The organism is Klebsiella sp. RHBSTW-00215 (genome assembly GCF_014103785.1).
Lineage (GTDB): Bacteria > Pseudomonadota > Gammaproteobacteria > Enterobacterales > Enterobacteriaceae > Klebsiella.
Genome location: NZ_JABXQS010000001.1, coordinates 2192735 through 2209222, shown reverse-complemented (window position 1 = coordinate 2209222; position 16488 = coordinate 2192735). Strand labels below are relative to the sequence as shown.

At 53.6% G+C, this 16488-nt stretch carries 17 protein-coding genes; 11 read left to right on the top strand and 6 right to left on the bottom strand.

The genetic code is table 11. The annotated features are described in order from the left end of the window. Positions 1-10 precede the first annotated feature (10 nt). Both lptG and lptF read right to left on the bottom strand, forming a co-directional pair. The gene (lptG, locus tag HV127_RS10535) at positions 11-1093 is read right to left on the bottom strand and encodes an LPS export ABC transporter permease LptG (RefSeq protein ID WP_182235911.1); all 1083 of its coding nucleotides are present in this window, start codon (positions 1091-1093) and stop codon (positions 11-13) included. After that, a complete protein-coding gene (gene lptF / locus HV127_RS10530) occupies positions 1093-2190 on the bottom strand; it encodes an LPS export ABC transporter permease LptF (protein ID WP_110276612.1) in 1098 nt (365 codons plus the stop codon). The genes lptG and lptF overlap by 1 nt, the downstream gene beginning before the upstream one ends. A 393-nt stretch (positions 2191-2583) precedes the next feature. On the opposite strand from lptF, the gene pepA reads away from it, so the two are divergent. The 3 genes from pepA (at position 2584) to HV127_RS10515 (ending at position 7514) form a co-directional block, all read left to right on the top strand. Next, positions 2584-4095: a leucyl aminopeptidase gene (gene pepA, locus HV127_RS10525; protein ID WP_181483840.1), complete on the top strand. Its 1512-nt coding sequence runs from the start codon at positions 2584-2586 to the stop codon at positions 4093-4095. Positions 4096-4215: 120 nt separating this feature from the next. Continuing rightward, positions 4216-4659, top strand: a complete 444-nt coding sequence (gene holC, locus HV127_RS10520) for a DNA polymerase III subunit chi (RefSeq protein ID WP_182235909.1) — start codon at positions 4216-4218, stop codon at positions 4657-4659. Continuing rightward, on the top strand, positions 4659-7514 hold the full coding sequence (locus HV127_RS10515; protein WP_182235907.1) for a valine--tRNA ligase: 2856 nt from the start codon (positions 4659-4661) through the stop codon (positions 7512-7514). Before holC ends, HV127_RS10515 begins: the two co-directional genes overlap by 1 nt. Positions 7515-7569: 55 nt before the next feature. On the opposite strand, the gene HV127_RS10510 is transcribed toward HV127_RS10515, so the two are convergent. After that, on the bottom strand, positions 7570-8766 hold the full coding sequence (locus tag HV127_RS10510; RefSeq protein ID WP_182235899.1) for a DUF898 family protein: 1197 nt from the start codon (positions 8764-8766) through the stop codon (positions 7570-7572). A gap of 185 nt (positions 8767-8951) precedes the next feature. On the opposite strand from HV127_RS10510, the gene HV127_RS10505 reads away from it, so the two are divergent. Next, the gene (locus HV127_RS10505; RefSeq protein ID WP_182235898.1) at positions 8952-9455 is read left to right on the top strand and encodes a GNAT family N-acetyltransferase; all 504 of its coding nucleotides are present in this window, start codon (positions 8952-8954) and stop codon (positions 9453-9455) included. 161 nt (positions 9456-9616) lie between these two features. Beyond that, positions 9617-10639, top strand: a complete 1023-nt coding sequence (locus HV127_RS10500) for an alpha/beta hydrolase (RefSeq protein ID WP_182235896.1) — start codon at positions 9617-9619, stop codon at positions 10637-10639. 41 nt (positions 10640-10680) lie between these two features. Here the strand turns inward: HV127_RS10500 and miaE are convergent, their stop codons facing one another. Further along, positions 10681-11439, bottom strand: coding sequence for a tRNA isopentenyl-2-thiomethyl-A-37 hydroxylase MiaE (gene miaE / locus HV127_RS10495; RefSeq protein ID WP_182235894.1), 759 nt, complete (start codon positions 11437-11439; stop codon positions 10681-10683). A gap of 52 nt (positions 11440-11491) precedes the next feature. Beyond that, positions 11492-11917: a ribonuclease E inhibitor RraB gene (gene rraB, locus HV127_RS10490; protein ID WP_110276605.1), complete on the bottom strand. Its 426-nt coding sequence runs from the start codon at positions 11915-11917 to the stop codon at positions 11492-11494. A gap of 164 nt (positions 11918-12081) precedes the next feature. Between rraB and argF the strand changes: the two genes are divergently transcribed. After that, a complete protein-coding gene (gene argF, locus HV127_RS10485) occupies positions 12082-13086 on the top strand; it encodes an ornithine carbamoyltransferase (protein ID WP_182235892.1) in 1005 nt (334 codons plus the stop codon). Between the two features lie 110 nt (positions 13087-13196). Here argF and HV127_RS10480 read toward each other — a convergent pair whose 3' ends face one another. After that, the gene (locus HV127_RS10480) at positions 13197-13649 is read right to left on the bottom strand and encodes a YhcH/YjgK/YiaL family protein (RefSeq protein ID WP_182235890.1); all 453 of its coding nucleotides are present in this window, start codon (positions 13647-13649) and stop codon (positions 13197-13199) included. A gap of 194 nt (positions 13650-13843) precedes the next feature. Between HV127_RS10480 and HV127_RS10475 the strand changes: the two genes are divergently transcribed. The 5 genes from HV127_RS10475 to HV127_RS10450 all read left to right on the top strand — a co-directional run bounded on the left by HV127_RS10475 (position 13844) and on the right by HV127_RS10450 (position 16437). After that, positions 13844-13948: a pyrBI operon leader peptide gene (locus tag HV127_RS10475; RefSeq protein ID WP_072351778.1), complete on the top strand. Its 105-nt coding sequence runs from the start codon at positions 13844-13846 to the stop codon at positions 13946-13948. A gap of 36 nt (positions 13949-13984) precedes the next feature. Next, a complete protein-coding gene (gene pyrB / locus HV127_RS10465) occupies positions 13985-14920 on the top strand; it encodes an aspartate carbamoyltransferase (protein ID WP_182235888.1) in 936 nt (311 codons plus the stop codon). A 12-nt stretch (positions 14921-14932) separates the two neighbouring features. Further along, positions 14933-15394, top strand: coding sequence for an aspartate carbamoyltransferase regulatory subunit (pyrI, locus tag HV127_RS10460; protein WP_110276600.1), 462 nt, complete (start codon positions 14933-14935; stop codon positions 15392-15394). Between the two features lie 134 nt (positions 15395-15528). Further along, positions 15529-15915 carry a 2-iminobutanoate/2-iminopropanoate deaminase gene (gene ridA, locus HV127_RS10455; protein WP_110276599.1) on the top strand — a complete coding sequence of 129 codons (387 nt, stop codon included), beginning with the start codon at positions 15529-15531 and terminating at the stop codon, positions 15913-15915. A gap of 69 nt (positions 15916-15984) precedes the next feature. Further along, on the top strand, positions 15985-16437 hold the full coding sequence (locus HV127_RS10450; RefSeq protein WP_182235886.1) for a transposase: 453 nt from the start codon (positions 15985-15987) through the stop codon (positions 16435-16437). Positions 16438-16488: the final 51 nt, after the last annotated feature.

Below are 16488 nucleotides of genomic sequence, written 5' to 3'. Positions count from 1 at the left end.
GCGCGTTACATCAGGATTTGCGCGTCATCAGCCAGAGGCTCAGCAGGAAGAAGCTGGCACTCGGCAAAAGCGCACCGATTATCGGCGGAATGCCGTAGACCAGAGTTAACGGGCCGAAAATCTGGTCCAGCACGTAGAAGATAAAACCGAAGCTAATCCCGGTTACCACCCTCACGCCCATCGCCACGCTACGCAGCGGGCCAAAGATAAACGACAGCGCCATCAGCATCATCACCGCCACCGACAGCGGCTGGAAGATCTTGCTCCACATATTGAGCTGATAACGACCGGGGTCCTGACCGCTGGACTTCAGATAGGTGACGTAGTTATGCAGGCCGCTGATCGACAGCGCATCCGGGTCCAGCGCCACCACGCCGAGTTTGTCCGGCGTCAGATTGGTTTTCCAGGTCCCGCTGACCATCTGCGTACCGGTGACCTGTTTCGGGTCGGTGAGATTAGACTCATCCACCTGAGACAGACGCCAGAGCTTATTCTCGGTATCAAACTTCGCCGATGCGGCATAGCGCACAGACTGCAAGCGACGCTGGTCGTTAAAGGCGTAAATGCTCACGCCGCCCAGCTCATCGCTGCCTTTTACCCGTTCGATATAGACAAAGTTATGACCATCTTTCGCCCACAGCCCCTGCTGGGTTGAAAGCAGCGAACCGCCATACATCTGCTGAGCACGATAGTTACGCGCCATCTGCTCGCCCTGTGGCGCAACCCACTCGCCCATTGCCATAGTCAGCAGCACCAGCGGGATAGCGGTTTTCATCACCGACAGCGCCACCTGCAAGCGAGTAAAGCCGGAAGCCTGCATCACCACCAGCTCGCTGCGCTGTGCCAGCATCCCCAGCCCCAGCAGCGCGCCAAGCAATGCCGCCATCGGGAAGAAGATTTGAATATCTTTTGGGACGCTAAGAATCGTGTAGATCCCGGCCCCCAACGCATCATAATTGCCCTGCCCGGCCTTTTTCAGCTGGTCAACAAACTTGATAATGCCCGAGAGGGAGACCAGCATGAACAGCGTCATCATGATGGTGTTGAAAATCGTCTTACCGATATAACGGTCAAGTACGCCAAACGCCTGCATCACGCCGCTCCTTTGTTAAAACGGGCACGGAAGCGGCGCATCGGCACCGTATCCCACAGGTTCAACAGCACGGCCAGCGCGAAATAGAGCAGATTGACCGTCCACATCCAGAGCATCGGGTCCATTTTGCCTTTACCGCCGCTTGATTTAATCGACGTTTGCAGCAGGAAGAACACCAGATACAGCAGCATCGCCGGCAGCATCGACAGCACGCGCCCTTGACGCGGGTTGACCACGCTGAGCGGTACAACCATCAGCGCCATAATGAATACCGTCGCCACCAGGGTGAAGCGCCAGTGCAGCTCCGCGCGGGCACGATCGGTATCGGTACGCCACAGGGTGCGCATGTCCATCTGCTCGGTATCATTAGGGTCGGATGCGACGGCCTGATGGCCGACAACTGCCTGATAATTTTTAAAATCGGTAATGCGGAAGTCGCGCAGCATCGCGGTACCTTCAAAGCGGGTACCCTGATTCATGGTCACCACCTGCGAGCCGTCTTTACGCAATGAGAGCTCGCCGGTATCCGCCACCACCACCGATGGACGGGCATTGCCTTTTGGCCTGAGTTGCGCAAGGAAGACATCGTTGAAGCGGTTGCCATTGACGTTTTCGATAAACAGCACCGCGCTACCGTCGCTGGCCTGCTGGAACTGACCCTGAGCCAGGGCCGCCATGCCGGGGTTGGCTTTCGCCTCCGCCAGTACTTCATCCTGGTGACGAGATGACCAGGGGCCGGCCCACATCACGTTGACTGCCGCGACGATGCCGGTAAAGAGTGCGAGGATCATGGCGGCTTTCACCAGAACAGCCTTACTCAGGCCGCAGGCGTGCATCACCGTGATTTCACTTTCGGTATACAGTTTGCCCAGCGTCATCAGCAGCCCAAGGAATAAACTCAGGGGCAGAATGAGCTGCGCCATTTCAGGTACGCCCAGCCCTAACAGCGAGAGCACCAGATTTGTCGGGATATCGCCATCAACAGCGGCACCGAGGATCCTGACCAGTTTCTGACAAAAGAAAATGAGTAGCAGGATGAACAGGATCGCCAACTGGCTTTTCAGCGTCTCACGAACCAGATATCTTATGATTATCACTATAAATACGCCCGTAAAAACCCGTTTTATTGCAGGAAAATAGCTTGTTTCATGGCTTAAACGTCATTTATTCTCTTTGGTCGTCGAAAACATCGCTAAGATTAAATGACTTGCTGGTTCTGCGTATCAGGATCTTTTCTGACGAACCAAGGCCGTAATAACGTTAAGATTAACACGAAGTCACCACAACAGCGGACATGAGTTACGAAAGCTTTCAATTTCTATACTCTATGGATTTCGAGTTGCAGGCAGGCGACAAGACTGTGAAGCCCCGGAGCTTACATCAGGTAAGTGACAGGGGTGAGCAGGCGCAGCCAACGCATCTGCAACTTGAAAGACGACGAGTATAGCTGTAGCCACCATTGTTGTCTTTAAGATTCAGGAGCATAGTGCATGGAGTTCAGTGTAAAAAGCGGTAGCCCGGAAAAGCAGCGGAGCGCCTGTATCGTGGTCGGCGTCTTTGAACCACGTCGGCTCTCCCCCATTGCCGAACAGCTCGATAAAATCAGCGACGGTTATATCAGCGCCCTGCTGCGTCGCGGCGAACTGGAAGGTAAACCTGGCCAGACGTTATTGCTGCACCATGTGCCGAACATTCTCTCAGAGCGCATTCTGCTTATCGGCTGCGGCAAAGAACGCGAGCTGGACGAGCGTCAGTACAAGCAGGTCATTCAGAAAACCATCAATACTTTGAATGATACAGGCTCAATGGAAGCCGTCTGTTTCCTGACCGAACTGCACGTCAAAGGTCGCAATAACTACTGGAAAGTGCGTCAGGCGGTTGAGACCGCAAAAGAGACGCTGTACAGCTTTGATCAGTTGAAAACTAACAAAAGCGAGCCGCGTCGTCCGCTGCGTAAAATGGTCTTCAACGTCCCAACCCGTCGCGAGCTGACCAGCGGCGAACGCGCGATCCAACACGGTCTGGCGATTGCCGCCGGTATCAAGGCAGCGAAAGATCTCGGCAATATGCCGCCGAACATCTGTAATGCCGCTTACCTGGCCTCTCAGGCGCGCCAGCTGGCCGATACCTACAGCAAGAACGTCATTACCCGCGTTATCGGCGAACAGCAGATGAAAGAGCTGGGGATGAACTCTTATCTGGCAGTCGGTAACGGTTCGCAAAACGAATCGCTGATGTCAGTTATCGAATACAAAGGCAATCCGGCAGAAGACGCACGTCCTATCGTGCTGGTTGGCAAAGGCCTGACCTTTGACTCCGGCGGTATCTCTATCAAGCCTGCCGAAGGCATGGACGAGATGAAATACGACATGTGCGGTGCGGCGGCGGTGTATGGCGTGATGCGCATGGTTGCAGAGCTTCAGTTGCCGTTAAACATTGTTGGCGTGCTGGCCGGATGTGAAAACATGCCAGGCGGTCGCGCCTATCGTCCGGGTGACGTGTTGACCACTATGTCCGGTCAAACGGTTGAAGTGCTGAACACCGATGCCGAAGGGCGTCTGGTGCTGTGCGATGTGCTGACCTACGTTGAGCGCTTCGAGCCAGAAACGGTTATCGACGTAGCGACCCTGACCGGTGCCTGCGTGATTGCGCTGGGCCACCACATCACCGGCCTGATGTCGAACCACAATCCACTGGCCCATGAGCTGATTGGCGCGTCCGAACTGGCGGGCGATCGCGCATGGCGTCTGCCGCTTGGTGACGAGTTCCAGGATCAGCTGGAATCTAACTTTGCCGACATGGCGAACATCGGCGGCCGTCCTGGCGGCGCGATTACCGCAGGTTGTTTCCTGTCGCGCTTTGCGCGTAAGTACAACTGGGCGCACCTGGATATCGCCGGTACCGCATGGCGCTCCGGTAAAGCCAAAGGAGCAACCGGTCGCCCGGTGGCGCTACTGTCGCAGTTCCTGCTCAATCGCGCCGGGTTTACTGGCGAAGAGTGATGTAAAATGCCGGGTGGCGGCTTTGCCTTACCCGGCCTACAAACGGCATTTAACCATAGGCCCGGCAAGTGCAGCGCCGCCGGGCAAATCGTTTAAATCCACCACAAGAAGCCCCATATTATGAGAAACGCAACGTTCTACCTTCTGGACAATGAAACCACCGTTGATGGCTTAAGCGCCGTCGAGCAACTGGTGTGTGACATTGCCGCAGAACGTTGGCGCAGCGGCAAGCGGGTGCTTATCGCTTGCGAAGACGAGCAGCAGGCGATTCGCCTGGATGAAGCGCTATGGGCAAGACCCGCGGAAAGTTTCGTCCCGCATAACCTGGCAGGGGAAGGCCCGAGAGGCGGTGCGCCAGTGGAAATCGCCTGGCCGCAAAAGCGCAACAGCAGCCCGAGGGATATTCTGATTAGCCTGCGGCTCAACTTTGCAGATTTTGCCACCGCTTTCACAGAAGTGATAGACTTCGTCCCTTATGAAGATTCTTTGAAACAACTGGCGCGCGAACGCTATAAAGCGTACCGCATGGCTGGTTTCAACCTGAACACGGCAACCTGGAAATAATGGAAAAGACATACAACCCCCAAGATATCGAACAGCCGCTTTACGAGCACTGGGAAAAGCAGGGCTATTTCAAGCCTAACGGCGATGAAAGCAAAGAGTCCTTCTGCATCATGATCCCGCCGCCGAACGTCACCGGCAGTTTGCATATGGGTCATGCCTTCCAGCAAACCATCATGGATACCATGATTCGCTACCAGCGCATGCAGGGCAAAAACACCCTGTGGCAGGCCGGTACCGACCACGCGGGTATTGCTACCCAAATGGTGGTTGAGCGTAAGATTGCCGCCGAAGAAGGTAAAACCCGCCACGACTACGGTCGCGACGCCTTTATCGACAAAATCTGGCAGTGGAAAGCGGAATCCGGCGGCACCATCACCCGCCAGATGCGCCGCCTTGGCAACTCCGTGGACTGGGAGCGCGAGCGCTTCACCATGGACGAAGGCCTGTCTAACGCCGTGAAAGAAGTCTTTGTTCGCCTGTACAAAGAAGACCTGATTTACCGCGGCAAGCGCTTGGTCAACTGGGACCCGAAACTGCGCACTGCCATCTCTGACCTGGAAGTGGAAAACCGCGAGTCTAAAGGCTCGATGTGGCACATCCGCTATCCGCTGGCCGACGGCGCAAAAACCGCTGACGGTAAAGATTACCTGGTGGTCGCCACCACGCGTCCAGAAACTGTTCTGGGCGACACCGGCGTTGCCGTGAACCCGGAAGATCCGCGTTATAAAGATCTGATCGGCAAATTCGTGATTCTGCCGCTGGTTGACCGCCGCATTCCGATCGTTGGCGATGAACACGCCGATATGGAAAAAGGCACAGGCTGCGTGAAAATCACCCCGGCGCACGACTTTAACGACTATGAAGTCGGTCGTCGTCACGCCCTGCCGATGATCAACATCCTGACCTTTGACGGCGATATCCGCGAAAGCGCGGAAGTCTACGACACCAAAGGCGAAGAATCTGACGTTTACCCAAGCGACATCCCGGCAGAGTTCCAGAAGCTGGAGCGCTTTGCTGCGCGTAAAGCCGTTGTTGCCGCTGTCGACGCTCTGGGTTTACTGGAAGAAGTTAAACCGCACGACCTGACCGTACCTTACGGCGACCGTGGCGGCGTGGTTATCGAGCCAATGCTGACCGACCAGTGGTACGTCCGTGCCGAGGTGCTGGCGAAGCCGGCGGTTGAAGCGGTTGAGAATGGCGACATTCAGTTCGTGCCTAAGCAGTACGAGAACATGTATTTCTCCTGGATGCGCGATATTCAGGACTGGTGTATCTCCCGTCAGCTGTGGTGGGGTCACCGTATCCCGGCATGGTACGACAACGACGGCAACGTTTACGTGGGCCGTACCGAAGACGAAGTGCGCCAGGAAAATAACCTCGGTGCTGAAGTCGCGCTGCATCAGGACGAAGACGTTCTCGATACCTGGTTCTCCTCCGCGCTGTGGACCTTCTCTACTCTCGGCTGGCCGGAAAACACCGACGCCCTGCGTCAGTTCCACCCGACCAGCGTGATGGTTTCAGGTTTCGACATCATCTTCTTCTGGATTGCCCGCATGATCATGATGACCATGCACTTCATCAAAGATGAAAATGGCAAGCCGCAGATTCCGTTTAAGACCATCTACATGACCGGTCTAATTCGTGATGACGAAGGCCAGAAGATGTCCAAATCCAAGGGTAACGTGATTGACCCTCTGGATATGGTTGACGGTATCTCCCTGCCGGACCTGCTGGAGAAACGTACCGGCAACATGATGCAGCCGCAGCTGGCTGAGAAAATTGCCAAACGTACCGAGAAACAGTTCCCGGACGGCATCGAGCCGCACGGTACCGACGCCCTGCGCTTCACCCTGGCGGCGCTGGCCTCGACCGGCCGCGATATCAACTGGGATATGAAGCGTCTGGAAGGTTACCGTAACTTCTGTAACAAGCTGTGGAACGCCAGCCGCTTTGTGCTGATGAACACCGAAGAGCAGGATTGCGGCTTTAACGGCGGCGAAATGACCCTGTCGCTGGCGGACCGTTGGATCCTCGCGGAATTCAACCAGACCATCAAAGCATACCGCGAAGCGCTGGATAACTTCCGCTTCGACATCGCCGCGGGCATTCTGTACGAGTTCACCTGGAACCAGTTCTGCGACTGGTATCTGGAGCTGACTAAGCCGGTCATGACCGGGGGTTCCGAGTCTGAACTGCGCGGTACCCGCAATACGCTGGTGACCGTTCTGGAAGGTTTGCTGCGCCTGGCGCACCCGATCATTCCGTTCATCACTGAAACCATCTGGCAGCGCGTGAAGGTTATCTCCGGCATTACCGCTGACACCATCATGCTGCAGCCATTCCCGGAATACGATGCGGCCCAGGTTGATGAAGCCGCGCTGGCCGACACCGAATGGCTGAAGCAGGCGATCGTTGCCGTACGTAATATCCGCGCGGAAATGAACATTGCGCCGGGCAAACCGCTGGAGCTGCTGCTGCGTGGTTGTAGCACCGACGCGATGCGTCGTGTGAACGACAACCGCGGCTTCCTGCTGAACCTGGCACGTCTGGAAAGCATCACCGTGCTGCCTGCTGATGATAAAGGTCCGGTTTCCGTGACCAAAATTATCGATGGCGCCGAGCTGCTGATCCCGATGGCTGGCCTCATCAACAAAGAAGATGAGCTGGCGCGTCTGGCAAAAGAAGTGACCAAAATCGAAGGTGAAATTGGCCGCATCGAAAGCAAGCTCTCCAACGAAGGCTTTGTGGCCCGCGCACCGGAAGCGGTTATCACCAAAGAGCGTGAGAAGCTGGAAGGTTATGCACAAGCGAAAGCGAAGCTGATTGAACAGCAGGCCGTTATCGCCGCGCTGTAATTTCTGGTTAAAGAAAATAAGGCCGGAGCTCGCTCCGGCCTTTTGCATTTTTGCATTAGAGGAACGGCAGCATCGGGAAAAATCCGCCGCACAGTTTTTCGGTCACCTTAGGCTGAGGTGGCGCATCCGGCTCCATATTCAGAGAATCAAGCTCGCCGATCGCCGCAGTATTGGCGGCGATATAGCGCATCAAATTAATCTTTAACCATGGATACGTCAGCCCCAGCGTGAATAGAGGGAGAAACGTCAGGCCCAATAAACGCGGCGCAAGACCAGAAAACGTCAGGGTCGAACGAAAATGAACGCTGTCTCCCAGCACCAGATTATTCCACGCATGGTTACGCAGAGCTGCCCAGGCATATGCCGTAGATAGCACGACACCAATAGCAAGAAAAAAATAGCCCCCTATCACTGCCCCAAGATGCTGTAAGGCCATAAGCAGCGCCGTACTTTCAGTGCACAGGCCAAACATACAGCCGGTAATCATCTGTGAGAATGCGGAAAATAAAAAAATAATGAAAATCAGAACAAATGGTAATGAAATTGCCGTTGCCCATAAAAATATAACCACACAGCGTTTAGTACTGATATGGATATTAAACTTACTTTTCCCCAGAGTTGCACCTTTAGCAATTAGTTCAAGCCAATGGCTATAAACCACTCCGTTAGTGATACCAATAATAAACAGCGCCAGCAAAGCAAGGAAAACGATACTCAGTATCATACTATTGATGCCATAGTAGAAACCAAGATTGCTTCCGAGCATTGAGAACAAAACGACCATTAGCACGTAAATCAGTACAGGCATACCGAGCATCACCCACCATGCGCGAAGCGGGTGGCACTGAAATCCAAAACGAGTTTTACCAAAAGAGGTCATCATTGCGTGATAGCTTAGCCCCTTTGTTATCATTACAGGCAACAGGATGAGGAACAGCAGCATCTCCCCCCCCTCACTTCCGGGATAAAATATGGCTAACGCTAAACCGAGTATGACTAGTACGACAAATATCAGCATCCAGCTGAGTAAAATCGTAATACCGCGACCATGGTAGCCAAAACGGGTGCCGTTTAACTCCATATTCTCGCAAAGATAACGGCGACTGCGCACCCAGGCCCACGGAATAAATATCCCGCAAGTAATGATAGACAATATGACATTAACCAAACAAATAACAAAATAGGGCCATATCTGACCATGAAAAACAAAACGATAGCTATGGCTTTGTTGCTGCCCTGAGATCATACTCATAAATACGTCGTCCTTGTCATTTAAACCATATATAAAAATAATAAATCAAGCGCATCTGAAATAAACAAACAGAATATATTATCTTTTCATTGTTCGGCAATGCATTTAACGCTCTCCTTGCGCCAGTAAAAAAATAGTGGTATTAAAGCAGCGTATAGTTATTTAAGTTAAAATTGAGTGATTCTATGAATCTTGCCGCGCCACAGACCTTCACTTTACGCCGCATCTCTGCGCATGATAATGCCGCGATAGCAGCCGTTATCCGCCAGGTCTCCGCAGAATATGGCCTGACCGCCGATAAAGGCTACACGGTGGCCGACCCTAATCTGGATGAGCTTTTCCAGTTGTATAGCCAGCCGGGCTCTGCCTATTGGGTGGTCGAGCAAAACGGTCTGGTCGTTGGCGGCGGCGGGGTTGCGCCATTAACGTGTAGCGAATCCGATATCTGCGAGCTGCAGAAAATGTATTTTATGACCTCTGCGCGTGGTCAAGGGCTGGCGAAAAAGCTGGCGCTGATGGCGCTGGATCATGCCCGCGAATACGGGTTCAAACGCTGCTATCTGGAAACGACCGCCTTCCTGAAAGAAGCGATTGGATTATATGAGCATCTCGGCTTCGAGCATATCGACGGGCCGCTGGGCTGTACCGGACATGTCGACTGCGAAGTCACGATGCTAAAGACCCTGTAGTTCCCGTTAAGACCCCCTATACTACCTATCGAAAAACTAAATGAATTTAATGCAAAAAGAGCATTATTCATGGCAAATTTTCGGTAATACACTGCCTGAGCATTGGATCTTTTTCCCTTTTAGCCTGTCGCCACGACAGGCGTTGCTCAGGATAGAACATCATGACAAAAGTCCCCTTCCTGCTGGCCGGTAGCCTGATCCTTGGCGGCATGGTTGCCAGCGTTTACGCCGACGAACTTCCCGGTAATACCGAAGGTGCCCAGGTTATCCGCGTGGAAAAAACGCAGGGCCGCATCGATGCGCTGAACGATATTGTTTATAGCCAGGTGAAAAGCACCGTTGCCGTGCGTCAGCTGCATATGTCGCTGCTGGTGCCGCGTAATGGCAACCTGAAACCGGCAATCGTCTATTTCCCCGGCGGCGGTTTCACCAGCGCGGCATGGAATAAGTTTATCGAAATGCGTATGGCGCTGGCAGATGCAGGATTTGTGGTCGCCGCAGCGGAATACCGCACGGTTCCCGATACCTTTCCGGCTCCGGTTGTTGATGGTAAAGCAGCGATTCGCTACCTGCGCGAGCATGCGACGGAATACGGCATCGATCCGGCCCGCATTGGCGTTCTGGGCGACTCTGCCGGAGGCTATATGGCGCAGATGTTGGCGCTGACCAATGGCGATAAAACGTTCGAGCGCGGCGATAATATGGCCCATTCCTCAGATGTACAGGCTGCCGCAACGCTGTATGGCATTTCAAACCTGCTGAACATCGGCGAAGGCTTCCCGGAGGCGATACAAAAAGTGCATCAGTCACCGGCGGTCACTGAAGCGCTGCTGGTTCACGGTAGCGCCTTTCGCGACTGGCCGGGCGCGACTATCGGCAGCGATAAGCAAAAAGCGCTAGCGGCCAGCCCCATGGGCCATATCAGCGGTAAAAAACCACCTTTCTTAATTATGCACGGTAGCGCCGACACGTTGGTTTCGCCGCTACAAAGCAAACAGCTTTATAACGCGCTGAAAAAAGAGGGTAACCAGGCGGACTACGTGTTGCTTGAAGGCGCGGAGCATGGCGATGACAGCTGGTATCAGAAACCAGTTATTGAGCGAGTGGTGAACTGGTTTAAAGCGACTCTCGGCGCACCGAAAGCCGCCGCTGCTGCGGAAAAAGATAAGAACGCGAATCTATAGTGATTGTCAGGCCGCAATAGCTAAACGGCGGCCTGAACTTTTTAAGCAGGCACGCCGCTGTGAAAACGAAATTCCGCTTCGGTTGCGTTAATAAGCGCCGCTTCCGCCTCGCCAAGCTGTCGCACGCGTTCGCTAATATCGTCTTCGGCAATTCGCTGCGCTAAATCCAGATAGTCTTGATAGTGACGCGCTTCGGAACGCAGCAGCGACAGATAAAACTTCTGCAGATCATCATCCAGCCATGGCGCCAGCGCGGCAAAACGCTCGCAGGAGCGGGCTTCAATATAGGCACCGCAGATTAACTTATCGATCAGCATCACCGGTTCGTGAGAACGCACTTCCCGGCGCAGCCCGCGGGCGTAGTTGCTAGCGGTGATTTTGACGTAAGGTATGTCGCGGGAGATCATGATTTCGCGCACCTGCCAGAAGTGATGCAGCTCTTCTTTGATCAGCAAAATCATGCTGTCGAGCAGCTGACGTCCCCAGGGATCGTCGGTCTGCGGCATGGCGCTTTTATTTATCTGCTTATGCAGCGCGACAAAATCCGGCTCCGGACCCCAGCGATAGGTGAAGTCCTCATAGGGTTTCAGGCAGGCCAGCAGTTCATCCGCACCTTCTTTATCCGCCACGTATCGACGCACCAGCAGCATGGCGTTCTGCGCCGCTTTCAGCTCGCACACCATATGATCGGTGAGCAACAACGGCAGATTTTCCGGCTTCCGGGCTTCATCAATCCACGCCTGAGGAGTTGGGCAGTGCAGAAAATCTAAAATCGGGGAGAGTATGTGCGGGTAATCCATTGAAGTTCCTTGCTATACGGCGGCATATTGCGCCGCCGTATATCTCTGCGGCTTAGTGGCGAACGCCGTCGTCGTCTTCATCAACGAGATCTTCGTCGTCGTCACCTTCTTCGTCTTCACCGTTAGGATCTTCGTAGTAGGTGCCCCAGCCGTCGTATTCAACTTCATATTTTTCTGCCAGCGTCATCAGTTGCTCAACCTGAGTATCGATCAGCTCAGCATTCAGCGCGGACTCACTGAGGATATCGCAACAGATAACGGTATCACCTTCTTCGACTTCCAGCTCTTCTGGCTCGGTCACTTCATAACCCAGTTTGAAGGCTTCTACCGCCACTTTCTCCAGCGTTTCGAAGTCGTCGGCAGAGAGATGATGCTCAATGGTGTACAGCGCGTCCGGATCGCTGCCATCTTCAAGCAGCTCTTCGATAATCAGACGCGTTTCTTCACGCTGTTCTTCCAGTAGTTCCGGGTTTGCCATGGCTCGTTCCTCATAATGTGTCGCAGATACTTCTATTGTCACATACCGCCGTGATTGCCTCCACCTTCTGAGAGAAAGATTTATGACACGGGGTTGCAAATGAATATTCATACATATAAAGTGAATTTTAATTCAACAAATGGCCTGAGCCATGTGAGGGAAACATGTCTGCGTTTTATCAGAAGCATTTTTTAAAGTTGCTTGATTTTACTCCTGCCGAAATCACCGCCCTGCTTGAGCTGGCGGCCAGACTGAAAGCTGATAAGAAGAACAATATCGAAATTCAGCATCTCACCGGTAAAAACATCGCGCTCATCTTCGAAAAAGACTCTACCCGCACCCGATGCTCTTTCGAAGTTGCCGCATTTGACCAGGGCGCTCGCGTCACTTATCTCGGCCCGAGCGGCAGCCAGATTGGCCATAAAGAGTCGATCAAAGACACTGCCCGCGTGCTGGGCCGGATGTATGACGGCATTCAGTACCGCGGTCATGGCCAGGAAGTGGTGGAAACGCTTGCCGAATATGCCGGTGTTCCGGTCTGGAACGGCCTGACCAACGAATTTCACCCAACTCAGTTGCTGGCAGATCTGTTAACTATGCAAGAACATCTGCCGGGCAAAGCCTTTAATGAGATGACCCTGGTCTACGCCGGCGACGCGCGTAACAATATGGGGAATTCGATGCTCGAAGCCGCCGCGTTGACCGGGCTGGATCTGCGTCTGGTGGCCCCGACGGCGTGCTGGCCGGAAGAGAAGCTGGTCGCACAGTGTCAGGCGCTGGCGAAGAAAAATGGCGGTAACATCACCCTAACCGAAGATATCGCTACGGGCGTGAAAGGTGCTGACTTTATCTATACCGACGTGTGGGTATCGATGGGCGAAGCCAAGGAAAAATGGGCCGAGCGGATAGCACTGCTGCGCGATTATCAGGTGAACAGCAAGATGATGGCGCTGACCGGCAATCCGCAGGTGAAATTCCTCCACTGCCTGCCCGCGTTCCACGATGACCAGACCACGCTCGGCAAACAGATGGCGGCGGATTACGGCCTGCATGGCGGAATGGAAGTGACCGATGAGGTGTTTGAATCCCCGGCGAGCATTGTTTTTGACCAGGCGGAAAACCGTATGCATACCATTAAAGCGGTAATGGTCGCGACGCTGGGAAAGTAACCCTTCTTTAGCGATATTTTCCCGGAGGCGGCGCTTGACGCGCCTGTCCGGGCTACCAGACCGCACCAAACCGTATCCCCGGCAGGCGCAGCAGCGCCACCGGGGATTTTTTACGCCATCAGCATCTTCACAACAGCTTTGCGCACTTTTGCCGGTGCGCCGACGGCACACAGCGGTTTATGCACTTCGCCAGGATAAAACACGACAAAATCCCCTTCGCTGAGGATCACGGTTTTCTCCTGCTCGCCTGCCGCCAGAAATGCGATATCTTTGTCCGCCAGCCAGTCGGTATCCGGCGCACCAGCAGGCAGGTTGCTGAAGGTCATTCCTTCCTGCCCGTTCAGGACAATCTGGATATCCAGATAGCGGGCGTGATACTCAGCACGACGGTCGGCCATCGGCTCGGTAGTATCTTCAGAAATCAGATAAAACAGGTTATTGCCGTCAATATCATGCTTGCCGAGCGGTGTCGCATCAGTGACATGAGCTTTAACGTGGTCGATAGCCTCGCGCAGAGACTCCGGCAGCCAGCTTTGTAGATGGTGAATGTTTCCAACAATCATAATAACCCTCGAATATAAAACAGCTTTTCATTTTCCGTTTTTATACCCCCCTTCCCACTGCCATACCACTCCTTTTTTATGGTTTTTTGCGCTGACGCAACGTTATCCAGGCAAACGTTTACCTGTTTGTGGATTAATCGCTTGATCCGAAATATGAGCTGCGTATAATGCCACCCGTTTTGCCGGGAGGAATTATGGTTCAGTGTGTACGACATCGCGTCTTACCGCGTCTGAAAACAGACGCTGGCCTGCCGTTTTTCCTTTCCGTTGCATCCGTATTCGTAAAGCCCCTTATTTAAGGGGCTTTTTTTTTGCCCAGGCGTCAGGAGATAAACATGGCTAACCCGCTATTTCAAAAACATATCATTTCCATAAACGATCTCAGCCGCGAAGACCTTGAACTGGTACTGGCGACCGCTGCAAAACTGAAAGCCAATCCGCAGCCGGAGTTGCTCAAACATAAAGTGATTGCCAGCTGCTTCTTCGAAGCCTCCACTCGTACCCGCCTGTCATTTGAGACCGCGATGCACCGCCTCGGCGCCAGCGTGGTCGGCTTCTCAGACAGCAGCAACACTTCGCTGGGCAAAAAAGGCGAAACTCTGGCCGACACCATTTCAGTGATTAGCACCTACGTCGACGCCATCGTCATGCGCCATCCGCAGGAAGGGGCGGCGCGCCTGGCGACCGAATTCTCCGGTGGCATTCCGGTTCTCAACGCCGGTGACGGCGCGAACCAGCATCCGACGCAAACGCTGCTGGATCTGTTCACCATCCAGGAAACCCAGGGTCGCCTCGAAAACCTGAGCATCGCCATGGTCGGCGACCTGAAATATGGTCGTACCGTCCACTCACTGACCCAGGCACTGGCGAAATTTAGCGGCAACCGCTTCTACTTTATCGCCCCGGACGCGCTGGCCATGCCGCAGTACATTCTCGATATGCTCGACGAAAAAGGCATCGCCTGGAGCCTGCATAGCGCCATCGAAGAGGTGATGGAAGAAGTGGACATTCTGTACATGACCCGCGTGCAGAAAGAGCGCCTCGACCCATCGGAATACGCCAACGTGAAAGCGCAGTTTGTTCTGCGCGCCGCCGACCTGGAAGGCGCACGAGCAAACATGAAAGTGCTGCACCCGTTGCCTCGCATTGATGAAATCACCACTGATGTCGATAAAACGCCGCACGCCTGGTACTTCCAACAGGCCGGTAACGGCATTTTCGCCCGCCAGGCGTTACTGGCACTGGTACTGAATAGCGATCTGGCACTGTAAGGGGAAAAAGAGATGACACATGATAATAAATTGCAGGTAGAAGCCATCAAACGCGGCACCGTTATCGACCACATCCCGGCGCAGGTCGGCTTTAAGCTGCTGACGCTGTTCAAACTGACCGAAACGGATCAGCGCATAACCATCGGCCTGAATCTGCCGTCAGGTGAAATGGGCCGCAAAGATTTAATCAAAATCGAGAACACTTTCCTGACCGATGAGCAGGTTAACCAGCTCTCCCTGTACGCACCGCAGGCTACGGTGAACCGTATTGATGAGTATGAAGTGGTGGGTAAATCTCGCCCGAGTCTGCCGGACCGTATCAACAACGTGCTGGTGTGCCCGAACAGCAACTGTATCAGCCACGCTGAGCCGGTATCTTCCAGTTTTGCGGTGAAAAAACGCGAAAACGATATCGCGCTGAAGTGCAAATATTGTGAAAAAGAGTTCTCGCACAATGTGGTTCTGGCGAACTAATTGAGGTTGGTATTGTGTACCCGGCTCCCTATAATGGCCGGGTCTCTTACCCCCTCATCTTTCAGGCTATCGTGCAGTTAGCGATGTAAAAGATGGGCGTAACTACTTCATTATGCTGTTATTCAGGAGAAATCATGTCTAAAACTATCGCGACGGAAAATGCACCAGCAGCCATCGGCCCGTACGTTCAGGGTGTTGATCTGGGTAGCATGATCATCACTTCCGGCCAAATCCCGGTCGACCCGAAAACCGGCAGCGTGGCGGAAGACGTTGCCGCTCAGGCACGCCAGTCTCTGGACAACGTGAAAGCTATCGTTGAAGCCGCGGGCCTGAAAGTGGGCGATATCGTTAAAACTACCGTTTTCGTGAAAGATCTCAACGATTTCGCCACCGTTAACGCCGCTTATGAAGCGTTTTTCACCGAGCATAACGCCACCTTCCCGGCGCGTTCCTGTGTAGAAGTGGCGCGCTTGCCGAAAGACGTGAAAATTGAGATTGAAGCGATCGCCGTTCGTCGCTGATATCTGGCAGAAAGATAATCCAGAACGGCATTCTGGATTATCTTTGCTATTCGCCACGGAGGGCCGGTAATGGCAAAAGCACGCTTTACCGATGAACAAATCGCTGATTTTCTTCAGCAGTCTAAAAACGGCGTCCCCAACAAAGTCCTGTGCGAAAAATATGAGTTTAGCGTCAGCACCCTGCGGCGCTGGCAAGAGCTGCACGCCGAAAATGTACGTGCCGAGTTGAAACAATTAGAGTCGACGGGCGCAAAGGTATTCCTGTGCTTCGTCATTACAGCCCTAATCCTCGCCATTATGTTCTCTAAATCCATCGGCGCATGCGTAATGTCCGTTTTCCTGGTGTACTGCGTTGGCTACATCCGCCGCTTTCGCCAAATATCGGCACAACACATCCGGGAAGAAAATATCTTTCTCTCCCGCTCCGGACGCGGAGCGAGAAATGCATTTTATCAATTCAGTTGGGCCTTCATCGCCCTTTTTGTCTTTAGCGTTGGCTATATGATCGTACGTATGGCCTGAGAAATTATCGGCCTGGGTAAAAACGCGCCAGGCCGATAATGAGCGAAGAAA